Below are 24,435 nucleotides of genomic sequence, written 5' to 3'. Positions count from 1 at the left end.
GCACGTGCCGGGCGTCAGCCGCGCAGGGCCCTGAGGGCGGCCACCGGGTCGGGGTCCGGGGTGGCGCGGGGCCACCAGTCGTCCTCGCCCGGGTCGGATTCGTAGCCGTACCAGCGGCTGTCGTGGCCGAAGCGGAGCTGGAGCGTGCCCCGGGCGTTGGTCAGATGGTTGCGCCAGGGCTGGAAGCGCGGGTGGTCGGCCGCGGCGAGGGCGGGCCGCGCCCGGTCGAACGGGCCGGCCGGCGGGTCCCAGGGTGTCTCCAGCACCTCCAGCCCCTCCGCGCCGCCCTGCCGCCAGGCGGCGACGGCCCGGGCCAGGTCCGTCGTGCTGCGTCCGGTGGCGTAGGCCAGCTCGCGGTAGAGCGCCCGGGTGGTGGCGGTGAGCCCGGCGGTGGGGCGGGACGCGGCGATCCGGACGGCGTCCTGCCAGGTGCTGAGCCCGGCGAGCGGGTCCTCCCCGGTGGTGAGCATCGCGTGGGCGCGGGCCGCCGCGTCCGTGGCGAGGTGGTCGAGGCCGAGCGGATCGCGGGCGCCGGGCAGCTCCGGGAAGGACGGGGGCTCACCCGGGCACGGAGGCACGGGCAGGGGCGCGGGCAGCGGCGGCAGGAAACGGTCGGCCAGGGCTTCGCGGGCCGCGACCGAGGGCATGGCCGGGGTCTCGGGGCGCTCGCGCGCGGAGTGCTCGGCGTTGCGGCGGCCCAGCTCGTCGAGGAGCTCGCGCTCGCCCCGGCCCCGCATCAGCAGGAGGACGAACGGGTCGCTGTCCAGGAGCCGGGCCGTCTGGAAGCAGAGCGCCGCCACGTGCTTGCAGGGCCAGCCCCGGTCGGGGCACGAGCAGTCCGGGTCCAGATCACCGGCGGCGGGCAGCAGCCGGATGCCGGTCTCCCCCGCCGTGTCGACCAGGGAGTGCGGCATCTCCTTGTCGAGGAGCGCGGACAGATGCCCCGGCCGGGCCGCGACCGCGTCCAGGAAGGTGTCCCAGTCGGACGCCGAGAACGTGCGCAGGCGCAGCTCCGCGCGGTAGGGGCGGGGACGGCTGCCGTGGACGTAGGCGATGACCCGGCCGGGGGTGACGGTGACCGCGGCGACGTGACCCCCGTCGGCGTACGTACGGCCGCGGGCGAGACGGCCCTCGTCCATCGACAGGGATTCCAGGGCGTCGACCCAGGCCCGGCCCCACCAGCTGTCCGCGAAGTGCCCTCCGGCGTCGGAGGCGCGGGCGGGCACCGCTTCGAAGGTGCGCCGCAGATCGTCGGGGCCGGGGCGGGCCGCGGGGCTCCCACCGGGGCTCATGACGTCCTCCGGAGCGAGACGAGGTCGGCCAGGTCGCGGTCGCTGAGCTCGGTCAGGGCGGCCTCTCCGGAGCCGAGCACCGCGTCGGCGAGGGCCCGCTTGGACTCCAGCAGCTCACTGATCCGGTCCTCGACGGTGCCCTCGGCGATCAGCCGGTGCACCTGCACGGGCTGGGTCTGGCCGATGCGGTACGCGCGGTCGGTGGCCTGCTCCTCCACCGCCGGGTTCCACCAACGGTCGTAGTGGATGACGTGGGCGGCGCGGGTGAGGTTCAGCCCGGTGCCCGCCGCCTTGAGCGAGAGCAGGAAGACGGGGACCTCGCCGGACTGGAAGCCGTCCACCATCCGCTCGCGCTCGGGCACCGGTGTGCCGCCGTGCAGCAGCTGGGAGGGAATGGCGCGGGAGGCCAGGTGGGCGGCGAGGAGACGGGCCATCGACACGTACTGGGTGAAGATCAGGACGGAGCCGTCCTCGGACAGGATGGTGTCGAGCAGCTCGTCGAGCAGGGCCAGCTTGCCGGAGCGTCCCGTGAGCCGGGTCGGCTCCTCCTTCAGATACTGCGCGGGGTGGTTGCAGATCTGCTTGAGCGAGCCCAGCAGCTTCATGATCAGGCCGCGCCGGGCGATGCCCTCCGACTGCTCGATGAACGCCATGGTCTCGCGGACGGCCGCCTCGTAGAGCGTGGCCTGTTCCCGGGTGAGGAAGACCGGGTGGTCGGTCTCGGTCTTGGGCGGGAGCTCGGGCGCGATGCCCGGGTCGGACTTCTTGCGGCGCAGCAGGAAGGGGCGGACCAGCCGGGACAGCCGCTCGACGGCCTCTTCGTTGCCCAGGCCGGCGGCGGTGCCGGTGTTCTCGACGATCCTGGCGTGCCGGGCGCGGAACGCCTTGAGCGGGCCCAGCAGGCCGGGGGTGGTCCAGTCGAGCAGCGCCCACAGCTCGGAGAGGTTGTTCTCGACGGGGGTGCCGGTCAGGGCGATGCGGGCGGGGGCCGGGATGGTGCGCAGGGCCCTGGCCGTCGAGGAGTGCGGATTCTTCACGTGCTGTGCCTCGTCGGCGACGACCAGTCCCCAGGTGTGTCCGGCGAGCTGCTCGGCGCTGGAGCGCATCGTGCCGTAGGTCGTGAGGACGAAGCCGCCGTCGGAGCCGCCCAGATCGCGGTCGGTGCCGTGGAAGCGCCGCACGGGGACGCCGGGTGCGAAGCGGCTGATCTCGCGGTGCCAGTTGCCGAGGAGGGAGGCGGGGCAGACCACCAGGGTGGGGGCGGCGCGGTCGCGGTGCAGATGGAGCGCGATGACGGTGATCGTCTTGCCGAGGCCCATGTCGTCGGCGAGGCAGCCGCCCAGGCCCAGCGAGGTCATGCGGTCCAGCCAGGCCAGGCCGCGGAGCTGGTAGTCGCGGAGGGTGGCGTCGAGACCGGGCGGCGCCGGGAGGGTGGCCTCCTCGTCCAGGATGCGCGCGCGGAGCGCGGCGAGGGCGCCGGCGGGCACCGCCTCGACCTGTTCGCCGTCGACCTCGGCGCTGCCCGTGAGCGCGACGGCGAGCGCGTCCACCGGGTCCAGGAGCCCGAGTTCCCGCTTGCGTGCCTTGCGGACGAGCGCGGGATCCACGACGACCCACTGGTCGCGCAGCCGCACCACCGGCCGGTGCGCCTCGGCCAGGGTGTCCATCTCCGCCTCGGTGAGCCGGTCGTCGCCCAGGGAGAGCTGCCAGTTGAACGCGAAGAGCTGCTCGGCGTCGAAGAAGGAGGTGCCGTCGGTGGCCGACCCGGGTGCCGGGCGGACGACGGCCGTCGCGGTGAGCGAGCGGGCGAGCTCGCGAGGCCAGTGGAGCGCCACCCCGGCCGCCGCGAGCCGCGCTCCGGCGGCGCCGATCAGCTCGTACAGCTCGTCCTCGGTGACGGCGAGGACGTCGGGAACGGGCTGGTCCAGCAGCCGCTCCAGCGGTGGCCAGACGCGGGCGGCGCGGCGCAGTGCGAGCACGGCGTCGATCCGGGCCCTCGGCCCGAAGGGCTCGCCGGCCCCGCCGCTCCACAGGGTGGCCGCGTCGGTGACGTACGTCGGGTCGGCCAGGCTGTGCACCTGGGTGATGGCGGCGGCGGCGTGGCGCGTGGCGGCGGAAGGGCCCTCCGCGTCCTCCTCCCCCGTGGTGCCGGAGGAGTCGAAGAGGTCGTACGCGGAGAGGTCGAGCCGGAGCGAGACGCGCACCCCGGCATCGAGCCCGGCGGCCACCTCGACGGCCCAGGCCCGGGCGTCCGGCAGGTGCTGCGCCTCGCGGGCGGCGAACGGCGCCCCCATGGCGTGGGCGGCGGCGGGCGTCCGGGGCAGGGTGTCGGCGACGGCGTCGAGGAAGGCTCCGAGCAGGGCGCGGGGCTCGGGGACGCGCAGGGGGGTGCCGTCCAGCGGAACGGCGTGCCCCTCGGGCGGCATCGAGGCGGCGACGGCCCTCAGGTGGGCGATGTCCTCCGCGTCGCGCGGTCCGGCCCGCCAGGCGTCGTGGTCGTCGGCCGTCAGGCCTGGCAGGAGTCTGCCGCGCGCCACGAGGGTCAGGGCGTGCAGGGCGGCCGCTCCCCACGCGCGGGTGGCGGGGTGGGCCGTGGCGCGGTGCCGGGCGCGCGCGAGCAGGGCCACCGCGTCCCCGACGGGAAGCGCGACGGCGGGCACGGTGCGTGCGCGGGCGCCGTCCGTGCCGTCCAGGCCGACGACCGTGAGCTCGACAGCGGTGTACGCGGGGCCGTCGGGAACCACGGCGGGGCGGCCGACGCTTCCCCGGCCGACGCTTCCCTCGGGGTCCCAGAAGGCGATCCGGCCCTCCCGGGGCAGCGCTGACGGCAGGAAGACGGCGGCGCACCGCAGCAGCCGGTCGACAGCGACGTCCTGCGTCTGCCGCTCCATGTCCACCGCCCCTCCCGCTCCGGTCCGCGTCTGGCCGCTCGCCCGTACTTTTCCTGTCCTCGCGAGTCTAGGCGGGGGGTGTGACAACGCCCGCCCCCGGCCGTGTTCCCACAGGCGAGGGGGCGGGCGACCGCGTCAGTGATGGGTGAAGTGGCCCCTACGGGGGCGGCGGGACGGCTGCTCCGGTTCGAAGTCCGGGACCGCCTCGGGTTCGAACTCCGGCACCCCGTCCGGCTCCGGAACCGCATCCGTGAGAGGGGGATCCGGGAGCGGCTGGTCCGTGAAGGTCTGCGCCGTGACCGTGGGATCCACGACCGGGGTGCCCGCAACCGGAGGACCGACGGCGGCGGACGGATCCACGGTGGACGCCCCGGCCTGGTCCGCCTCGGCCGCCGGGTCCACCGTGGCCGGCTCCTGCGGCTGCTGCCCCTGCTGCGCCCGCTCCAGGAAGCGGAGCAGTTCCACCGGGAAGGGCAGGACCAGCGTGGAGTTCTTCTCGGCCGCGACCGCGACCACCGTCTGCAGCAGCCGCAGCTGCAGCGCCGCCGGCTGGGTCGACATCTGCTGCGCCGCCTGGGCGAGCTTCTTCGACGCCTGCAGCTCCGCGTCGGCGTTGATGACCCTCGCGCGCCGCTCACGGTCGGCCTCCGCCTGCCGGGCCATGGAGCGCTTCATGGTCTCGGGCAGCGAGACGTCCTTGATCTCCACCCGGTCGATCTGCACGCCCCAGCCCACCGCGGGACTGTCGATCATCAGCTCCAGTCCTTGGTTCAGCTTCTCGCGGTCGGACAGCAGATCGTCGAGGTCGCTCTTACCGATGATCGACCGGAGGGAGGTCTGCGCCATCTGGGAGACCGCGAACCGGTAGTCCTCCACCTGGATCACCGCGCTCGCCGGGTCCACCACCTTGAAGTAGATGACGGCGTCCACCCGCACCGTGACGTTGTCGCGCGTGATCCCGTCCTGCGCGGGCACGGGCATCGTCACGATCTGCATGTTCACCTTACGGAGCCGGTCGATACCCGGGACGATCATGGTGAAGCCAGGGGGGCGCACCGCGTCATGGAGCCGTCCGAGCCGGAGCACCACCCCCCGTTCGTACTGCTTGACCACCCGGGCCGCGGCCATGGCGTACACCAGGCCGCACGAGAGCACCGCCACCAATGCGATCAACAGCTCCTGGACCATCACGGCCCCCTGCCTCCGGGGTGCGTCACCGCACCCGTTCATCACGCCCTATTAACACGATATGCCCGATACGTACATTCTCGAACCCCCGTGCGGGTGCCGGTGGCCCCGGCCGGCCGCGCACCGGATGCCGGCACCCCGCGGACCGGGCAGGGTGGCCAGCGCCAGCACGTCTCTGGGACGTACCGATGAGCCGGACGAGCAGACGAGGACCCCGCCCATGTCCGTGACCGCGCCCCCCACCGTTCTCCGCCGACGCATCCGCATCGCCGCCGGTGCGGCCCTGCTCACCCTGACCGTCACCGGCTGTTCCGGCCTCGGGCGCACGGCGGTGGGGCCGGTGTCCTACACCACCGGGAAGGACGAGGTCGTCACCGTGCACAGCCCCTCCGTGAAGGGCTGCCACACGATGGACCCCGCCGGCTCGGGCAAGGTCGACAACCGGACGCTGATCGACATGGAGCTCTACACCACCCGCGACTGCACCGGCCGCTCGACCGCCTACGTGGCCACCACGTTCTCCGACGCCAACGCGCCGCGCGCCCTGCCCTGGCGCAGCTACCGCTTCATCCACTGACCCGTTCAGGACTGCTTCGGGCGGGCCAGCGCCCAGATGCCGTCCGGGGTGAGGTAGCGGCCGAGGGCGAGCCCGGCCTCCTCCAGGTACGCCTCGAACCGCTCCACGGACAGCTCCCGCGACCGGAAGGTCTGGGTCCACCGGGCGTCCTCGAAGACGTACTCCGCGCGCACCTCGTCCACCCCGTCGCCGACGGGTTCCGCCGAGAGGATCCGGATGACGCAGCCCGCGGCGGCGTCCTCCCGCTCCCGGGGCAGATCGGAGTGGTAGCCGGCGCCCTCCCGCTGGATGAGCACGACACCGTCGTCCTTCACATACCTGCGGCAGGTCCCGAGCAGCCCTTCCCTGACCCGGTGATCGCTCGTGTGCACCAGGAACGACCCGAGCACCACGGCGTCGAACCGCTCCTCTCCGAGATCCAGCGCCTCGATGGGGCTCCGGACCGTGCGGGCTCCTCGGATGCGCTCCAGCATCTGCGCCGACTCGTCCACCGCGGTCACGTCGAAGCCCAGCCCGACCAGGGGATGCGTCACCCGGCCCGCCCCGCAGCCCAGTTCGAGCACGCTCGCCCCCGGCCGCAGCGCCGAGGCGATCACCTCGGGTTCGCTGCCGACGGACAGGCGCGCGTACAGCTCGACCGCGCAGCCGTCCGGTGTGATGGAGCCGGGTCCGGTCCCTGTGTGGCCCTCACGTACCAGTTGTCCGCTCATACCCGCCGGAACGTACGGGCGCGGGGCGGCGTTCCCCGTCACCGCCGCCGGCAGCGCCCGCGGTTTCCGTACGCCGGGCCGCGGAGTCATGCTGGAGACGAGGCGATGCCGATGTTGCGTACCGGAAGTGAACCGTCCACCGCGCGCAGTCCGCTGCGGATGCGGTTCTGGCTGAGTCTGTGGGGCATGGTCTGGGCCGTGGCCGGTCTGGTGGGTTTCGTGATGACCGGGCGGGCCGGCTGGGCCACGGCCTGTGCCGTCCTGCTGGTGATCACGGTCACCGACCTGTGCGTCGTCGTCCGCCACATGCGGCAGGGCCCGCACTTCCAGCCGGGCCGGGACGTCCCGCCGTACGAACCCGACCGGGGCGGCCGGAGGCGGTACGGCAGCTGAGTCCCGCCGCGGCGGGGCTAGGGGCGGCCGGGCGCCGGTCCCGCGCCCCGGCCGCGTCAGGAACGGTCGTCGAAGCGGGCCGCCCGCAGGTACTCCGGATTCGGGTCGAGTGCCGCGGCCAGCCGGAAGTGGCGGGTGGCCTGCTCTTCCCGGCCGGCGCGCTGGAAGGTCCGGGCCAGGGCGAAGTGCGCGAAGGCGTTGTCCGGCTCACGCTCCAGGACCAGCTCGAACTCCAGCTCGGCCGGACGCAGTTGGGCGGCGGCGAAGAAGGCCCTGGCCCGCAGCAGCCGGGCCGCCGTGTTCTCCGGGTGGGCGGCTATCACCGAGTCGAGCAGCTTGACCGCACCCCGCGGGTCCCGTGCGGCGAGCAGCTGCTCGGCCGCACGGAAGTCGATGACATGCGTCTCCGGGTTGTTCTCGGGCACGGCCGTATCCTTCCCCTTGCCTGCCGGTCTTCAACATGCGGCCGGGTGCGCGTATTCCATCCGCACGCCGGGTCAGCCGGTGGCGGCCCGTGCGGTGAGCTCCGACCAGACCGCGCGGACCTGGGGTTCCAGGTCCTCCAGCGGGCCGTCGTTGTCGACGACGAGGTCGGCGACGGCCAGTCGCTCCTCACGCGTGGCCTGTGCCGCCATGCGCGCGCGGGCGTCGGACTCCGTCATGCCGCGCAGCCGTACGAGCCGGTCGAGCTGGGTTCCGGGCTTCGCGTCGACGACCACGACCAGGTCGTAGAGCGGGGCGAGATCGTTCTCGGTGAGCAGCGGGACATCGTGGACGACGACCGCGCCCGACCCGGCTGCCCGTTCCAGCTCGGCGGAACGGGCTCCGACGAGCGGGTGGACGATGGCGTTGAGCGTGGCCAGGCGTGCGGCGTCGGCGAAGACGATCGAGCCGAGCGCGGGCCGGTCCAGGGCTCCGTCGGTGCCGAGGATCCCGGGGCCGAAGGCCTCGACGACGGCCGTGAGCCCGGGGGTACCGGGCTCGACGACCTCGCGGGCGATCCGGTCGGCGTCGATGATGACGGCTCCGTAGCGTGCGAGCAGTCGTGACACTTCGCTCTTGCCGGCGCCGATCCCACCGGTCAGGCCCACTTTCAGCATGGGCCGAGCCTAGCCTCCGGACCGGGGGACGGCCTCGGCCCCCTCAGGAATCGCCTTCACGCTCCGCGAGGAAGCGTTCGAACTCGCGGCCGATCTCGTCCGCCGACGGCAGGTCGGCCGGCTCCGCGACGAGGTTGCCCCGGGTCTCGGACCCCGCGATCGCGTCGTACTGGTGCTCCAGCCCCTCGACGAGCGAGACGAGTTCCTCGTCGCCCTGGCCGACCTGCCGGTCGATCTCGGTCTGGGTGCGGTGCGCTTCCGTGCGCAGGGTGTGCGCGACGCTCGGCAGGACAAGGCCGGTGGCCGCGGTGACGGCTTCCAGGGCGGTGAGCGCGGCGTCCGGGTAGGCGGACCTGGCGACGTAGTGCGGCACATGGGCGGCGACGCCCAGGACGTCGTGCCCGGCCTCCATCAGCCGGTACTCCACGAGCGCCTCGACGGAACCGGGGACCTGCGCCTCGTCGAAGGGGCTGCGGTGTCCGGGCATCAGGTCGGTGCGGTTGCCGTGCGGGGTGAGGCCGACCGGGCGGGTATGCGGGACGCCCATGGGGATGCCGTGGAAGCTGACCGCGAGGCGGACGCCGAGCCGCTCCACGATCTGTTCCACGGCGGCGGCGAACCGCTCCCACTCGACGTCGGGCTCCGGCCCGGAGAGGAGCAGAAAGGGGGCGCCCGTGGCGTCCTGGACGGCCTTCACCTCCAGGGTGGGCGCCTCGAACGCCGTGTACCGGTCGCGCCTGAAGGTCAGCAGCGGGCGGCGCGCCCGGTAGTCGACGAGCCGGTCGTGGTCGAAGCGGGCCACGGTCTGGTGGGGCAGCGTCTCGAGCAGGCCGTCGACGATCTGCTCGCCGGTCTCACCCGCGTCGATGTATCCGTCGAAGTGGTAGAGCATGACCAGGCCGGCCGACTCCTGGGCGAGCGCCATGTCGACGACGGCCAGGCCCTTGGGCTCCCATTCGTACAAACTCTGCGGATCAGGCACGGTTACCGCTCCTCCTCGTGTTCCTGGACAAGAACACCCCGCCCGGCCACGGCATTCCCGCCCGCGCCCCTTTCCCTCGCGGTTACGCGAGGACCCGGCTGTGCAGCGCCGTCACCGCCTTCCGCGCCGAGGTGAACGCCCCGTGCTGCCAGGCGTCGGTGTGGCTGAGGTAGTCACCGGCGAAGTACACATGCCCGGCGGGCCTGTTGAGCGGCGCGAAGGCGGGGGCGTCGGGCCCGCCGGACAGGGAGTGCCAGGAGGCCTCCAGATACGGCGTCTGGCGCCAGTGGTGGGAGAACGACGTGGCGAGCTCCGTACGGTACTTGTCGCCGTGGATCTTCACGCCCTGGGCGACGGCCCGGGCCTCCCTCTCACGCGGCGCGAGGGCCGCGTACGCGTCGGCGTTCGAACCGGTGTTGTAGTAGCCGATGATCGTGCCGCGCTCGCCGAGGTGGCCGTAGGACGGGTACCAGATGTGCGAGAGATCCATGTCCGTCTCGGTGATGCCCCCGAAGATCCGGTGGTCGCTCTCCCACCAGCGGCTCCTGTACTCCAGCCCGATCTTGCCGGCCGAGGACGGCTTGCAGGCCTCCAGGGCGCTCTGGACGGCCGGGCCGAGGTTGTGCGCGGTCTTCGCCAGGATGTTGGGCGGCAGCGCGGCCACGCAGTAGTCCGCCTCGACGCGCCGGGTGCGGCCCGCCTGGGTGTACGTGACGGTGACGCCGTGGGCGGTGTCCTTGATCTCGGTGACGGCGGCCCCGGTGCGGATCCTCCGTTCGCCCACGGCCCTGGTGAGCGCCGCGGGTATCCGGTCCATGCCGCCGACCGGCTGGAACATCAGCATCGCCTGGTCGTACTCGAACTCGAAGGAGAAGTAGCGCCCGACACCGCTGGCGAACACCTCGGACGCGGTGGGTGCGGGACCGAGTTCCTCACCCGGGGTGCCGGCTGCGGCGGGGTCGACGCGGTAGCCGCGACGGGGGCTGCCGGTGTAGTCGAGCGTGTCGCCGATGTCGCCGAACTCCTTGAGGAACTCCAGGAGCCGCTCCTGGTCGTCGGCGGTGATCTGCCGGTCGAGGGCGCCCTTGTCGGTGGCCTTGGCGAGGAGCTCGGCCACGTAGCCGTACATATCGGCCTTGGCGGTGCGGTAGCGGACCGGCGCCTTCATGCCCGCCTTCTCGTTGAAGAGGTAGGCGTTGGCGTTCTCGTTGGTGAACACCTCCACGGGGACGCCGAGTTCGCGGCAGTAGTCGAGGGTGACCATCCACTGCGGGATCCGGCCAGGACCGGCGTTCATGTACTGGCCGTCGCTGAAGCGGGCGGTCTGCTTGTTGCCGTTGGTGTCGGTGGTCGTGTCGCCGCCCCGGACGGTGAAGTTACGCCCGCCGGTGCGGCCGCGGGCCTCCAGGACCGTACAGTCGTACCCCGCCTTGCCCAGCTCGTACGCGGCGGCGAGGCCGGCGATGCCTCCGCCGACGACCACGACCTTGGCGGCGGCCTTCCCCTTCAGCGAGAAGTCACCCGGGCTCGGCGCCCGGAAGGCGGGCTCACGGCTCGCCGCCCGGGCGGTGGGGGCGAGGCCGAGTGCCCCCATGGTGGCGAACATGGCGCCGGCGCCGCCGGTGAGGCCCACATTGCGCAGAAAGCCGCGACGGCTGGTGCCCGCAGCCGCGGGAGAGTCCTGTGAGACGCGTGTGGTGTTCGCGATGTGTGTCATTCCCTGGCTCCCCTGGTGATCCTGGCGTTGCGCGGATCCTGGCAAGCAGGTGTTACGGGCCGGCAGTTACTCGTGTATCCCACACGTTTCTTCTGCCTCGCCCGGACGCGAGTGAGGCCCGCCCCCCGAAGGGGACGGGCCTCACTACAGCTCTACAGCTACTGCAGCCGATGAGCAGCTGGGGTCAGAGCGTCAGCTCTGGCCGCCGGCCAGCTTCTCGCGCAGGGCAGCCAGGGCCTCGTCCGACGCCAGGGCGCCGGAGTTGTCCGCGGACTCCGAGGAGTACGAACCGCCACCGCTGCCGCCGGAGGCAGCCGGGGCAGCGCCGGCCGGGGCGGCAGCGCCCTCGGCAGCGGCAGCCTCGTCGGCCTCGCGGGACTTGATGACCTGGGCCTGGTGCTGCTCGAAGCGCTGCTGCGCCTCGGCGTACTGCGTCTCCCAGACCTCGCGCTGCGCCTCGAAGCCCTCGAGCCAGTCGTTGGTCTCGGGGTCGAAGCCCTCGGGGTAGATGTAGTTGCCCTGGTCGTCGTACGACGCGGCCATGCCGTACAGCGTCGGGTCGAACTCGACCGAGGCCGGGTCGCCGCCGAAGGCCTCGTTGGCCTGCTTCAGCGAGAGGCTGATGCGACGGCGCTCGAGGTCGATGTCGATGACCTTGACGAAGATCTCGTCGTTGACCTGGACGACCTGCTCCGGGATCTCCACGTGGCGCTCGGCCAGCTCGGAGATGTGGACCAGACCCTCGATGCCCTCGTCGACGCGCACGAACGCACCGAACGGAACGAGCTTGGTGACCTTACCGGGAACGACCTGCCCGATCTGGTGCGTACGGGCGAACTGCTGCCACGGGTCTTCCTGCGTCGCCTTGAGCGACAGCGAGACGCGCTCGCGGTCCATGTCGACGTCGAGGACCTCGACGGTGACTTCCTGACCGACCTCGACGACCTCGGAGGGGTGGTCGATGTGCTTCCAGGACAGCTCGGAGACGTGCACGAGACCGTCGACGCCACCCAGGTCCACGAAGGCACCGAAGTTGACGATCGAGGAGACGACGCCGGAGCGGACCTGACCCTTCTGCAGGGTCGTGAGGAACGTCTGGCGGACCTCGGACTGCGTCTGCTCGAGCCAGGCACGGCGGGACAGGACCACGTTGTTGCGGTTCTTGTCCAGCTCGATGATCTTGGCCTCGAGCTCCTTGCCCACGTAGGGCTGGAGGTCGCGGACACGACGCATCTCGACGAGCGACGCCGGGAGGAAGCCACGGAGGCCGATGTCGAGGATGAGACCACCCTTGACGACCTCGATGACGGTACCGGTGACGATGCCGTCTTCTTCCTTGATCTTCTCGATGGTGCCCCAGGCACGCTCGTACTGAGCGCGCTTCTTCGAGAGGATCAGGCGGCCTTCCTTGTCCTCCTTCTGGAGAACCAGGGCCTCGATCTCGTCGCCGACCTTGACGACCTCGTTCGGGTCGACGTCGTGCTTGATCGACAGCTCGCGGCTCGGGATGACGCCTTCGGTCTTGTAACCGATGTCGAGGAGAACCTCGTCCCGGTCAACCTTGACGATGACACCGTCAACGATGTCGCCGTCGTTGAAGTACTTGATCGTCTCGTCGATCGCCGCGAGGAACGCGTCCGCGTCGCCGATGTCGTTGACCGCAACCTGCGGAGTGGTGGCGGTGGTCTCGGTGCTGCTCGTCATGTGGGAAAGGGCTCCGGTACGGACAGTGAGTCGAAGTTACTGCTACGCCGTGAGCCCGTATCGCCTCTGCAGAAGCCGGACAGCCTGGAAAGCGCCGATCCGTTAACCGGGAGGCGCCTCGACAACCGAGGGGACATGCAACAGACGCGAGCGCGGCCTGCTAGGTCTGAAGCGCGCAGGCTCGCGACGCAACTTGTAGCATACGGGGGCAGCCGGACAGGGTCAATGCGCGAAGGCGCACACCCGGGGCACAACACCCCATTCCCGGCACAACTCACGTTCGCCGAGGCCACATCGGTCCCAGCGGTGTGTCGCGCGCACACGGACGTACTCACCCGTACGGCCCGAGGAGGCACCCGCGCGAGGCGGGTGAAGGCAAACTACAACGACGGGCACGATGAGCCAAGAGATCTACGAGTCCGAACCTGAGGCGACCCGGCGGGAAGCCGGTGAGGCCGAGAGCAGCCGGGCGAGCCGCGGCTGGTGGGACCGGAACGCCGACGAGTACCAGAGCGACCACGGAGCGTTCCTCGGGGACGACCGGTTCGTCTGGGGCCCGGAGGGGCTGGACGAGGCCGAGGCCGCCCTGCTGGGCCCGGCGGCGGACCTGAAGGGCCGGGACGTCCTGGAGATCGGGGCGGGCGCCGCCCAGTGCTCGCGGTGGCTCGCCGCCCGGGGCGCACGCCCGGTGGCCCTGGACCTCTCCCACCGGCAGCTCCAGCACGCCCTGCGGATCGGCGGCGGTGTCCCCCTCGTGGAGTCCGACGCCGGACGGCTCCCGTTCCGGGACGGCTCCTTCGACCTGGCCTGTTCCGCCTACGGCGCGGTGCCCTTCGTCGCCGACCCCGTCCAGGTGTTCCGCGAGGTGCACCGGGTGCTGCGGCCCGGCGGCCGCTGGGTCTTCTCGGTGACGCACCCGATCCGCTGGGCGTTCCCCGACGAGCCGGGCCCCGAGGGCCTCTCCGTCTCCGCCTCCTACTTCGACCGCGTGCCGTACGTGGAGCAGGACGAGGGCGGCGACGCGGTGTACGTGGAGCACCACAGGACGCTGGGCGACCGGGTGCGGGACGTCGTGGCCGGCGGTTTCCGGCTGGTCGACCTCGTGGAGCCGGAGTGGCCCGCCTGGAACGACCAGGAGTGGGGCGGCTGGTCCCCGCTGCGCGGCAACCTCATCCCCGGGACGGCGATCTTCGTCTGCGAGCGGGACTGAACCACCGGGCGGGACTGAACCACCGGCCGGTGCGGGGCGCGGGCACCGGCCGTACGAGACTGGGGGCGTGATCCGCACCGACGCCCTGGACCGGTTGCCCGTACGCTCCGCCCTGCCCGCCCTGGAGCGGGCGCTCGACGAGCGGGGGGCCGCGGTGCTCTGCGCGCCGCCCGGGACCGGCAAGACGACCCTCGTGCCCCTGGTGCTCGCCGGGCTGACCGGGGGCGGCCCGGTGCGCCGGGTGCTGGTCGCCGAGCCCCGCAGGATCGCGGCCCGGGCCGCGGCGCGGCGGATGGCGTGGCTGCTCGGCGAGCGGACCGGCGGCCGTGTCGGGTTCACGGTGCGCGGGGAGCGCGTGGTGGGGCCGGACACGGTGGTGGAGGTCGTGACCACCGGGGTGCTGCTCCAGCGGCTGCAGCGCGACCAGGAGCTGGCCGGGGCCGACGTGGTGATCACCGACGAGTGCCACGAGCGCCATCTGGACGCGGACACCGCGGCGGCCTTCCTCCTCGACGTAAGGGCGACGATCAGGCCTGATCTGCGGCTGGTGGCGGCGTCGGCGACCACGGACGCCGCGGGCTGGGCGCGGCTGCTGGGCGATGCCCCGGTGGTCGAGGCGCAGGGCGTCTCCCATCCGGTCGAGGTGGTGTGGGCGCCGCCCGCCCGCCCGGTCCGGCCGCCGCACGGGATGCGGGTGGACCCGGCCCTGCTGACGCATGTCGCCTCGGTGGTGCGGCGGGCGCTCGCCGAGCGGGACGGTGACGTCCTGTGCTTCCTGCCCGGTGTCGGCGAGATCGCCCGGGTGGCCGGGCAGCTCTCCGGCGTGGACGCGGAGGTCCTCCCGGTGCACGGGCGCGCCCCGGCGGCCGTGCAGGACGCGGTGCTGGCCGGCTCGTCGGACCGGCGCCGGGTGGTGCTGGCGACGTCCGTGGCGGAGTCCTCCCTCACGGTGCCGGGCGTACGGGTGGTCGTGGACTCCGGCCTCGCCAGGGAGCCGCGCACCGACCACGCGCGGGGGCTTGGCGCCCTGACGACGGTACGGGCATCACGGGCGGCGGGGCGCCAGCGCGCGGGCCGTGCGGGGCGCGAGGCCCCCGGCGCGGTGTACCGCTGCTGGGAGGAGGCCGAGGACGGGCGCCTCGCGGCGTTCCCCTCGCCCGAGATCAAGGTGGCCGACCTCGCGGCGTTCGCGCTGCAGGCGGCGTGCTGGGGCGAACCCGACGCCTCCGGGCTGGCCCTCCTGGACCCGCCGCCCGAGGGCGCCATGGGCGCGGCCCGGGAGGTGCTGACAGCCGTCGGCGCGGTCGACGCCACGGGGCGCGCGACGGACCGGGGCGTACGGATGTCCCGGCTGGGCCTGCACCCCCGCCTGGCCCGCGCTCTCCTGGACGGCGCGGAGGAGGTCGGCGGGCGCCGGGCCGCGGAGGTGGTGGCGCTGCTGAGCGAGGAGCCGCCTCGGGAGTACGGCGACGACCTGGCGCACGCGCTGCGTACGGCGCGGCGCGGCGCGGACGGTTACGCGGCGCGCTGGCGGCAGGAGGTGCGGCGGCTCTCCCGGTCCCTGAGCTCCTCGGGGGAGGCGGCTGCGGGCCCGGAGGACGCCGCCGTGGGGCTGGTCGCGGCGCTGGCGTTCCCGGAGCGGGTGGCGCGGGCCAGGGGCGAGGGGGCGTTCCTCATGGTGTCGGGCACCGGCGCCGAGCTGGGGGACGGCTCACGGCTGCGCAGCGCGCCCTGGCTCGCCGTCGCGGTCGCCGACCGGCCGGCGCACGCCGCGTCCGCCCGGGTGCGGCTGGCGGCGGTGGTCGACGAGGGCACGGCACGGCTGGCCGCCGGGCACCTGCGGTTCTCCGGCGAGGAGGTCCACTGGGCGGACGGCGACGTGGTCGCCCGCTCCGTGGAACGCCTCGGGGCCGTCGACCTGTCGGTACGCGCGCTGCGCAGGCCGGCCCCGGAGCTGGTGCGCGCGGCGCTGCTGGAGGGGCTGCGCCGTGAGGGGCCCGGGCTGCTGCGGTGGACCCGGGACAGCGAGCAGCTGCGGCTGCGGCTGGCATTCCTGCACCGGGTGCTGGGGGATCCGTGGCCCGATGTGTCGGACGGCGCACTGCTGGACCGCGCCGACGAGTGGCTGGAGCCCGAGCTGTCACGGGCCGGCCGCCGCTCGGACCTGGCGCGGATCGACGCCGGGCAGGCGGTGCGGCGGCTGCTGCCGTGGGCGACGGGCGACGCCGCCCGGCTCGACGAGCTCGCCCCGGAGCGCATCGAGGTGCCGAGCGGGTCCAGGATCCGGGTCGAGTACGGCGGCGAGCAGCCCGTACTCGCGGTGAAGCTCCAGGAGCTCTTCGGGCTGAGCGAGACGCCCCGGGTGGCGGGGGTGCCCGTACTGGTCCACCTGCTGTCACCGGCCGGGCGCCCGGCGGCGGTGACGGCGGACCTGGCGTCCTTCTGGCGGGAGGGCTACAAGGGCGTACGGGCGGAGCTGCGCGGCCGCTACCCGAAGCACCCCTGGCCCGAGGACCCCACGACGATGGAGGCGACCCGCTTCACCTCGGCGCGGCTGCGCCGGGACTAGGCCTCCGGTCGCGCTGCCGCACCGGGACCACGAGGGCCCAGGTGCGGCAGCCTCTCCCGTACGGGTCAGGCGGCGGGTGCCTCGACCTTCAGCTCGACGGTCAGCGTGGCACCGCTCGCGGTGGTGATCCGCAGCGTGTAGGTGCCGGCCGTGTCGTCGGCGTAGATCTTCGGGAGCTCCAGGAGTCCGTCGGCGCCGGTCGTGAGGTCCAGGGTGCGGACCGGTTCGCCGTCCCCGTCCTTGAAGTACGGGCCCTTGTCGTTCTCTGCGGGCGTCTCCGCGTCGGTGATCATCGTGGCGGTGACGGCGGTGCCCGCCACCCCCGTGCCCTTGTACGTCGTCTTGATCCCGACCCGGTCGGCGAACTCGGCGCCGGGGGCGGCCGTCAGGGCCTTGTCGTCGGTGCGGGCGACGGTGTCCGCGACGCGGGCGGTGACGCTCGCGGCGAAGGAGAGGACGCGCGGTTCGGTGGTGCCGGCGACGGCCGTCACCTTGAAGGCGCCGGTCTTCTCGCCGGCCGTCAGGACGGGCGCGGTGACGGTGCCGTCGGCTCCGGTGGTCAGGGTGACGGTGCTCTTCCCGTCGGCGAAGCGGGTGTCCGTGCTGCCCACGACGGCGAAGGTGACCGACGTCTTGCCGAGCGGCACCCCGAGCTCGTTCTTCGCCCGGACCCTGACGCGCTCGGTGAACGCCTCGCCCGCCGTGGCGGTGAGGGTGCCGGTGCCCGCGTTCTCGAGGCTGCCGAAGGTCTCGGACGGGTCGGGAGCGGTGGGCGGGGGCGTCGTCGTCGGAGGTGTGGTCGGCGGCTTCGTCGGCGGTGTCGTGGCCGGCGGAGGCGTGGTGGCCGGCGGGGTGGACGGCGACGAGGAGGCCGGCGGGGTGGTCACGGACGGGCTGGGCGACGGGGAGGACGTGCCGGTGCCCGTGTCCGTCGCCGGGAGGACGCCCGTGCCGTCCGGGACCTCGTGGGTGCCGCGCTTGTAGTACTCGAACCAGGAGCGGACCGTGCGCAGGTACTCCGTCGAGTGGTTGTAGCTCAGCACCGCCTTGTCGAGGTCCGTGGCGAGCGACAGGTCGCGGGTGCCCGCGCAGAGGTAGCGCCCGGCGGACAGCGCCGCGTCGTAGATGTTGTTGGGGTCCTTGCGCCCGTCGCCGTTGCCGTCCGTGCCCCAGGTGGCCCAGGTGGAGGGGATGAACTGCATCGGGCCGACCGCGCGGTCGTGGGTCGCGTCCCCGTCGTACGCCCCGCCGTCGGTGTCCTTGATCAGCGCGAAGCCCTGGCCGTTGAGCGCCGGGCCGAGGATCGGGGACAGGGTGGTGCCGTTCGCGTCGACCTTGCCGCCGCGGGCCTGGCCGGACTCGACCTTGCCGATCGCGGCGAGGAGCTGCCACGGCAGCCGGCACGCGGCGTCGGTGCTCGCGAGGCCCTGCTCGGCCTTCTTGTACGCGGCGAGGACCGAGGCGGGTATGCCCGCTTCGGCACTTCCGGTCACCGGAAGATTCACGGACGTACCGGGCTTGTTGGGCGTATCGAGCGGCGGAAGGTCCGTGTAGTAGGGCGAGTTGCCCGTGGCCGCGCTGTCACCGGGCTCCGTCGCCCCGGCCGCCGTCCGGTCGTCGGAGGCGCTGCCGGGGTGGGGTGCCGCGGGGGCCTGGGAGGCGGAGAGGGCTGCTACTGCGGCGGCGGCCACCGCGGTGGTGGTGGCCCCCCTGCGCAGTCTGCGGCCGAATTGCGCTGCCATACGTGTCGGTCCCTCCCCGTCGACGACTGCCCGCGCTCCCCGCGCGAGAACTCAGGCGACCCTACGACAACTCCCGCCGCCCGAACACCGGTCCCTGACCGGTTCTTACCGGTTTCTCAGCTTCCCGGCCGTCAAGTCACCGGAACCCCGCGGACGGGTGACGCGGGCTCACGCATACTTGCCGCCATGCCGTTCACGCTCAGCCACGCCGCAGCCGTACTCCCGGGGATCCGCAGGTCCGGCACTGCCCGCGGGCCGCTCCTCGCCTCCGCGCTGGTCGCCGGATCGTTCGCGCCCGACATCACCTACTACGCGGACACGGTCGTGCCGGGGGCGATGGAGTTCGGCGAGGTGACACACAGCCTTTGGGGAGTGTTCACCGTGGATGTCCTCATCACCGGGGCCCTGGTGGCACTGTGGCTGATGCTGCGCGAGCCCCTCGTCGCGTTGCTGCCCGGGGCGGCGCAGGGGCGCGTGCACGCCTTCGTACGAGGGCGGAGCCGGGAGCCCGGCCGCCCGCTCCTCCCCGAGGCGGTGTGGTTCGTCGTGTCCGCCGTCATCGGCTCGGCCACCCATGTCGTGTGGGACGCCTTCACGCATCACGACCGGTGGGGCACGGAGCTGGTCCCGGGCCTCGACCGGAGCGTCGGGGGCCACCCGGTCTTCCAGATCGTCCAGTACGGCAGTTCGGCCGTCGCCCTGGTGGTCCTGGCGTGGTTCACGTACACGGGCCTGCGGCGCACCGGGCCCGCCCCCGTCCCGGGGTCCGTGCCGGTGCTGGGCCGGGCCGAACGCAGGTGGGCCGGGGCGCTCCTCGCGCTCTGCGTCCTGCTGGGCGTCGTCCACCGGTGTGCCCGCTGGTACGCCTGGTTCGGGCGCCTGGACACGCCCCTCGACATCATCCCGACGGCGTGCTTCGGCGCCGGGGCGGGCCTGGCGGCCGGCCTGGTGCTGTACGGGGCGTGGATGCGGCTCCTGCGCAGGCCACCCTCCGCGCCCCGGCCGCCGGACGCGCCCCGCGCGGACACCGCACGGAGCAGCCCGGCCGGCCAGGACGCCGGCTGAGACCTCTGGTCCAGCCGGCAGGACCTCAGTGCGCGGCGGTCTCCCAGTCCTTGCCGACACCGACGGAGACGTCCAGCGGCGCACGGAGTTCGACCGCCGTGGACATCTCGCGGCGCAGGATCTCCTCTACCTGCTCCCGCTCGCCCTTGGCGATCTCCAGCACGATTTCGTCGTGGACCTGGAGCAGCATCCGTGAGGTCAGCTTCGCCTCCGTCAGCGCCCGGTCCACGTGCAGCATCGCGACCTTCACGATGTCCGCCGCCGTCCCCTGGATCGGGGCGTTCAGCGCCATCCGCTCGGCGGCCTCGCGGCGCTGGCGGTTGTCGCTGTTCAGGTCCGGGAGGTAGCGGCGGCGGCCGAGGATCGTCTCGGTGTACCCGGTGGCCCTGGCCTCCTCGACGACCCGGTGCAGATAGTCGCGCACCCCGCCGAACCGCAGGAAGTAGGTGTCCATCAGCCCGCGGGCCTCACCGGCGTCGATGTTCAGCTGCTGGGAGAGGCCGAACGCGGAGAGCCCGTAGGCCAGCCCGTACGACATGGCCTTGATCTTGCGGCGCATCTCCGCGTCGACGGCCGACTTCTCGACGCCGAACACCTGCGAGGCGACCGTCGTGTGCAGGTCCTCCCCGGAGGTGAACGCCTCGATCAGACCGGCGTCCTCGGAGAGATGGGCCATGACCCGCAGCTCGATCTGGCTGTAGTCGGCCGTCATCAGCGTCTCGAAGCCCTCGCCGACGACGAAGCCCCGGCGGATCGCCCGCCCCTCGTCCGTGCGGACGGGGATGTTCTGCAGGTTGGGTTCGGTGGAGGAGAGCCGCCCCGTCGCCGCGACCGTCTGGTTGAACGTGGTGTGGATACGGCCGTCCGCACCGATCGTCTTGATCAGGCCCTCGACCGTGACCCGCAGCTTCGCCTGCTCGCGGTGGCGCAGCATGATGACCGGCAGCTCGTGCTCGGTCTGCGCGGCCAGCCAGGCCAGCGCGTCCGCGTCGGTCGTGTAACCCGTCTTCGTCTTCTTCGTCTTCGGCAGGGCCAGCTCACCGAAGAGCACCTCCTGGAGCTGCTTGGGCGAGCCGAGGTTGAACTCGCGGCCCACCGCGGCGTGCGCCTCCTTCACCGCCTGCTGCACGGCACCGGCGAACTGCTGCTCCATGCCTTCCAGGTGGGACCGGTCGGCGGCGATGCCGTGCCGCTCCAGACGGGCCAGCATGATCGACGTCGGCAGCTCCATGTCGTACAGCAGCTCGGTGGCACCGACCTCCTTCAGACGCGTCGTGAACGCGTCCCCGAGGTCCAGCACCGCGCGGGCCTGCGCCATCAGGGCGTCGGCCTCCGCGCGGTCGTCCGCGCCGAAGGCCAGCTGCCCGTCGGACGCGGGGGCCGGGGCCAGCTCACGCCCGAGGTACTCCACGGCCAGCGCGTCCAGGGCGAAGGAGCGGCGGCCCGGCTTGACGAGATAGGCGGCGAGCGCGGTGTCCATGGTGATGCCGTCCAGCCGCCAGCCCTGCTCGGGGAAGACCCGCAGGGCGTTCTTGGCGTTGTGCAGGACCTTGGGCCGCGCTGGGTCCGCGAGCCACTCGGCGAGTGCCCGGTCGTCGGCCTCGTCGAGCTCGGCCGGGTCCAGCCAGGCGGCGGCCCCGTCGGCGGCGGCGAGCGCGAGCTCCGTGACCGTGCCCGAACCCAGCGACCAGGTGTCGACGGTCATCACACCGAGCGGCTGCCCGCCGTGCGCCTCCAGCCACGGGGCGACCTCGCCCGCCCCCAGCACCACGCCGTCCAGCTCGATCCCGGCCAGGGGCTCCGGCGGACCGGCCTCCTCCGCACCCGGGTCGACGGCGAGCAGCCGCTCACGCAGGCTCGGGTTACGGATCTCCAGGATGTCCAGCACACCGGTGACCGCCGTGCGGTCGTACGGAGCGCGCTCCAGCTCGGCCGGGACCTTCGGCAGCTCCACGTCGCGGACCATCTCGGTCAGCACACGGTTCATCTTCACCGCGTCCAGGTGGTCGCGGAAATTCTGGCCGGCCTTGCCCTTGACCTCGTCGGCCCGCTCGACCAGCTCCGCGAACGACCCGAACTGGTTGATCCACTTCGCCGCCGTCTTCTCACCCACACCGGGGATACCCGGAAGGTTGTCCGACGGGTCACCGCGCAGCGCCGCGAAGTCCGGATACTGCCCCGGGGTGAGCCCGTACTTCTCCTGGACCTTCTCCGGGGTGAAGCGCGTCAGCTCCGAGACGCCCTTCGTCGGGTAGAGCACCGTCACGTTGTCCGTGATCAGCTGGAACGAGTCGCGGTCACCCGTGACGATCAGCACCTCGAAGCCCGCCGCCTCGGCCTGCGTGGCCAGCGTCGCGATGACGTCGTCGGCCTCGAAGCCGTCCACCGCGAACCGGTCCGCACGCATGGCGTCCAGGAGCTCGCCGATCAGCTCGACCTGCCCCTTGAACTCGTCGGGGGTCTTGGAACGGTTCGCCTTGTACTCGGGGAACTCCTGCGCACGCCACGTCTTGCGGGACACGTCGAACGCGACCGCGAAATGGGTGGGCGCCTCGTCGCGCAGCGTGTTCGCCAGCATCGACATGAAGCCGTACACGGCATTCGTCGGCTGCCCCGTCGCCGTCGTGAAATTCTCCGCGGGCAGGGCGAAGAACGCCCGGTACGCCAGGGAGTGCCCGTCCATCAGGAGCAGGCGCGGTCGGTTGTCTGCCGTCTTCTTCGATGCCGTCTCAGCCACGCCCCCGATCCTGCCACGGACCACTGACAATCCGGACCGGCCACCGCCCCGGACCACCCCGGCCCGCCCTTACCACGCCCCCTGACCGGCCTCCCGGCCTCCCCCGCTTCCCGCGGAACACCCCCGCACGCGTGCATGACAGGATCGAAGGACTGTGAAGGCGTAAGAAGTACGCGACAGGACGCCACGGCACGCACGGACGCGGCACCCGCGCCCGCACCGCGCCCGGAGGCGACCGAAGGCTCGAAGGGGAGCACCATGGCCACGAAGCCCCCGACCGGTGACCCGGTCCAGGACGCGCCGCAGATCGACGAGGTCCAGCACGCCGCAGCCGGGCTGCCCGCCGTCGCCCACACCCTGCGCATCGCCCAGCAGCAGATGGGCGTGCGGCGCACCGCGCAGACCCTCCTCAAGGTCAACCAGAAGAACGGCTTCGACTGCCCCGGCTGCGCCTGGCCCGAGGGCGACAAGCGCCACACCGCCGAATTCTGCGAGAACGGCGCCAAGGCCGTCGCCGAGGAGGCGACCCTGCGCCGCGTCACCCCCGACTTCTTCGCCGCCCACCCCGTCGCCGATCTCGGCACCCGCAGCGGCTACTGGCTCGGCCAGCAGGGACGCATCACGCAACCTGTGTATCTGCCCGAGGGCGCCGACCGGTACGAGGCCGTGACCTGGGAGCGCGCCTTCGAGATCATCGCCGAGGAGCTGACCGCGCTCTCCTCCCCCGACGAGGCGCTCTTCTACACCTCGGGCCGCACCAGCAACGAGGCGGCGTTCCTCCTCCAGCTCTTCGCCCGCGAGTTCGGCACCAACAACCTGCCCGACTGCTCCAACATGTGCCACGAGTCGTCGGGCTCGGCCCTCACCGAGACCATCGGGATCGGCAAGGGCAGCGTCAGCCTCGAGGACCTCCACCAGGCCGACCTGATCATCGTCGCCGGCCAGAACCCCGGCACCAACCACCCCCGGATGCTCTCGGCCCTCGAACAGGCCAAGACCGCCGGAGCGAAGATCATCTCGGTGAACCCGCTGCCCGAGGCCGGCCTGGAGCGGTTCAAGAACCCCCAGACCCCCCTCGGCATGATCAAGGGCGCCGCCCTCACCGACCTCTTCCTCCAGATCCGCATCGGCGGCGACCAGGCACTCTTCCGCCTGCTGAACAAAATGATCATCGAGGCCGGCGCCGTCGACACCGCCTTCGTCGCCGAACACACCCACGGCTACGAGGCGTTCGCCCGGGCCGCCCGCGACGCCGACTGGGACGACACCCTCACCGCCACCGGCCTCGACCGCGACGCCATCGAACAGGCGCTCGCCATGATCCTCGCCTCGGAACGCACCATCGTCTGCTGGGCCATGGGCCTCACCCAGCACAAGCACTCCGTACCCACCATCCGCGAAGTGGTCAACCTCCTCCTCCTGCGCGGCAACATCGGCAGGCCCGGCGCCGGCGTCTGCCCCGTGCGCGGCCACTCCAACGTCCAGGGCGACCGCACCATGGGCATCTTCGAACGGCCCGCCCCCGCCTTCCTCGACGCCCTCGACCAGGAATTCGGCATCACCTCGCCCCGGCACCACGGCTACGACGTCGTACGCGCCATCCAGGCACTCCGCGACGGCGACGCCAAGGTCTTCTTCGCCATGGGCGGCAACTTCGTCGGCGCCACCCCCGACACCGCCGTCACCGAAGCCGCCATGCGCCGCGCCCGGCTCACCGTCCACGTCTCCACCAAGCTCAACCGCTCGCACGCCGTCACCGGCACCCGCGCACTGATCCTGCCCACCCTCGGCCGCACCGACAAGGACGTACAGGCAGGCGGGAAGCAGTTCGTCACCGTCGAGGACTCCATGGGCATGGTCCACGCCTCACGCGGCAACCTCACCCCCGCGAGCCCCCACCTGCTCTCCGAACCCGCGATCGTCGCCCGCCTCGCCCGCGCCGTCCTCGGCCCCGCCTCCACCACCCCCTGGGAGGACTTCGAGAAGGACTACGGCACCATCCGCGACCGCATCGCCCGCGTCATCCCCGGCTTCGAGGACTTCAACACCCGCGTCGCACGCCCCGGCGGCTTCACCCTCCCCCACGCCCCCCGCGACGAACGCCGCTTCCCCACCGCCACCGGCAAGGCCAACTTCACCGCCGCACCCGTCGAGCACCCCGAACTCCCCGAGGGCCGGCTGCTGCTCCAGACCCTGCGCTCCCACGACCAGTACAACACCACGATCTACGGCCTCGACGACCGCTACCGCGGCATCAAGGGCGGCCGCCGCATCGTCATGGTCAACCCCGAGGACGCCCACGCCCTCGGCCTCGCCGACGGCTCCTACACCGACCTCGTCAGCGAGTGGAAGGACGGCGTCGAGCGCCGCGCCCCCGGCTTCCGCGTCGTCCACTACCCCACCGCCCGGGGCTGCGCCGCCGCGTACTACCCGGAGACCAACGTCCTCGTCCCCCTCGACGCCACCGCGGACACCAGCAACACCCCGGCCAGCAAGTCCGTCGTCGTCCGCTTCGAGCAGGCCTGAGCACCCCCGCTCCCCCTAAGCGCACGCTCAGT

Annotated in this window: 17 protein-coding genes; 6 read left to right on the top strand and 11 right to left on the bottom strand. The window is 72.7% G+C overall.

What is annotated here, in order from left to right; all coding sequences use genetic code 11:
* Positions 1-14: 14 nt before the first annotated feature.
* The 3 genes from ACIRD8_RS03415 to ACIRD8_RS03405 form a co-directional block, all read right to left on the bottom strand.
* A complete protein-coding gene (locus ACIRD8_RS03415) occupies positions 15-1,292 on the bottom strand; it encodes an SWIM zinc finger family protein (RefSeq protein ID WP_403985468.1) in 1,278 nt (425 codons plus the stop codon).
* Entirely contained in the window at positions 1,289-4,183 is a 2,895-nt protein-coding gene (locus ACIRD8_RS03410; RefSeq protein WP_403985466.1) for a DEAD/DEAH box helicase, read from the bottom strand. The genes ACIRD8_RS03415 and ACIRD8_RS03410 overlap by 4 nt, the downstream gene beginning before the upstream one ends.
* A 135-nt stretch (positions 4,184-4,318) precedes the next feature.
* On the bottom strand, positions 4,319-5,371 hold the full coding sequence (locus tag ACIRD8_RS03405) for a slipin family protein (protein WP_403985464.1): 1,053 nt from the start codon (positions 5,369-5,371) through the stop codon (positions 4,319-4,321).
* Positions 5,372-5,591: 220 nt separating this feature from the next.
* On the opposite strand from ACIRD8_RS03405, the gene ACIRD8_RS03400 reads away from it, so the two are divergent.
* Positions 5,592-5,948 (top strand): hypothetical protein, encoded by a 357-nt coding sequence (locus ACIRD8_RS03400; protein ID WP_403985462.1) that lies wholly within the window; start codon positions 5,592-5,594, stop codon positions 5,946-5,948.
* Between the two features lie 5 nt (positions 5,949-5,953).
* Here the strand turns inward: ACIRD8_RS03400 and ACIRD8_RS03395 are convergent, their stop codons facing one another.
* Positions 5,954-6,658: a class I SAM-dependent methyltransferase gene (locus ACIRD8_RS03395; RefSeq protein ID WP_403985460.1), complete on the bottom strand. Its 705-nt coding sequence runs from the start codon at positions 6,656-6,658 to the stop codon at positions 5,954-5,956.
* Positions 6,659-6,763: 105 nt separating this feature from the next.
* Between ACIRD8_RS03395 and ACIRD8_RS03390 the strand changes: the two genes are divergently transcribed.
* Positions 6,764-7,051 (top strand): DUF6343 family protein, encoded by a 288-nt coding sequence (locus ACIRD8_RS03390; RefSeq protein WP_403985458.1) that lies wholly within the window; start codon positions 6,764-6,766, stop codon positions 7,049-7,051.
* A 56-nt stretch (positions 7,052-7,107) separates the two neighbouring features.
* Here the strand turns inward: ACIRD8_RS03390 and ACIRD8_RS03385 are convergent, their stop codons facing one another.
* The 5 genes from ACIRD8_RS03385 to rpsA form a co-directional block, all read right to left on the bottom strand.
* Complete coding sequence (locus ACIRD8_RS03385) at positions 7,108-7,476, bottom strand: tetratricopeptide repeat protein (RefSeq protein ID WP_403985456.1); 369 nt, start codon at positions 7,474-7,476, stop codon at positions 7,108-7,110.
* Positions 7,477-7,548: 72 nt separating this feature from the next.
* On the bottom strand, positions 7,549-8,151 hold the full coding sequence (gene coaE / locus ACIRD8_RS03380) for a dephospho-CoA kinase (protein WP_403985454.1): 603 nt from the start codon (positions 8,149-8,151) through the stop codon (positions 7,549-7,551).
* A 43-nt stretch (positions 8,152-8,194) separates the two neighbouring features.
* Entirely contained in the window at positions 8,195-9,133 is a 939-nt protein-coding gene (locus ACIRD8_RS03375; protein WP_403985452.1) for a PAC2 family protein, read from the bottom strand.
* Between the two features lie 82 nt (positions 9,134-9,215).
* A complete protein-coding gene (locus tag ACIRD8_RS03370) occupies positions 9,216-10,739 on the bottom strand; it encodes a flavin monoamine oxidase family protein (protein WP_403985645.1) in 1,524 nt (507 codons plus the stop codon).
* Positions 10,740-11,042: 303 nt separating this feature from the next.
* On the bottom strand, positions 11,043-12,554 hold the full coding sequence (rpsA, locus tag ACIRD8_RS03365; protein ID WP_014156844.1) for a 30S ribosomal protein S1: 1,512 nt from the start codon (positions 12,552-12,554) through the stop codon (positions 11,043-11,045).
* Between the two features lie 397 nt (positions 12,555-12,951).
* Between rpsA and ACIRD8_RS03360 the strand changes: the two genes are divergently transcribed.
* Both ACIRD8_RS03360 and hrpB read left to right on the top strand, forming a co-directional pair.
* A complete protein-coding gene (locus ACIRD8_RS03360) occupies positions 12,952-13,764 on the top strand; it encodes a class I SAM-dependent methyltransferase (RefSeq protein WP_403985450.1) in 813 nt (270 codons plus the stop codon).
* A gap of 67 nt (positions 13,765-13,831) precedes the next feature.
* Positions 13,832-16,333 carry an ATP-dependent helicase HrpB gene (hrpB, locus tag ACIRD8_RS03355; protein WP_403985448.1) on the top strand — a complete coding sequence of 834 codons (2,502 nt, stop codon included), beginning with the start codon at positions 13,832-13,834 and terminating at the stop codon, positions 16,331-16,333.
* 65 nt (positions 16,334-16,398) lie between these two features.
* Here hrpB and ACIRD8_RS03350 read toward each other — a convergent pair whose 3' ends face one another.
* A complete protein-coding gene (locus ACIRD8_RS03350; RefSeq protein ID WP_403985446.1) occupies positions 16,399-18,075 on the bottom strand; it encodes a lytic transglycosylase domain-containing protein in 1,677 nt (558 codons plus the stop codon).
* Between the two features lie 186 nt (positions 18,076-18,261).
* Here ACIRD8_RS03350 and ACIRD8_RS03345 point away from each other — a divergent pair, with 186 nt between their 5' ends.
* On the top strand, positions 18,262-19,140 hold the full coding sequence (locus ACIRD8_RS03345) for a DUF4184 family protein (RefSeq protein ID WP_403985444.1): 879 nt from the start codon (positions 18,262-18,264) through the stop codon (positions 19,138-19,140).
* A gap of 25 nt (positions 19,141-19,165) precedes the next feature.
* Here the strand turns inward: ACIRD8_RS03345 and polA are convergent, their stop codons facing one another.
* The gene (polA, locus tag ACIRD8_RS03340; RefSeq protein ID WP_403985442.1) at positions 19,166-21,877 is read right to left on the bottom strand and encodes a DNA polymerase I; all 2,712 of its coding nucleotides are present in this window, start codon (positions 21,875-21,877) and stop codon (positions 19,166-19,168) included.
* 258 nt (positions 21,878-22,135) lie between these two features.
* On the opposite strand from polA, the gene ACIRD8_RS03335 reads away from it, so the two are divergent.
* On the top strand, positions 22,136-24,403 hold the full coding sequence (locus tag ACIRD8_RS03335) for an FdhF/YdeP family oxidoreductase (RefSeq protein WP_403985440.1): 2,268 nt from the start codon (positions 22,136-22,138) through the stop codon (positions 24,401-24,403).
* Positions 24,404-24,435: the final 32 nt, after the last annotated feature.

Origin of the sequence: Streptomyces sp. NPDC102451 (genome assembly GCF_044765485.1) — a bacterium.
Classification (GTDB): Bacteria; Actinomycetota; Actinomycetes; order Streptomycetales; family Streptomycetaceae; genus Streptomyces.
This window is presented reverse-complemented; position numbering and strand designations above follow the sequence as displayed.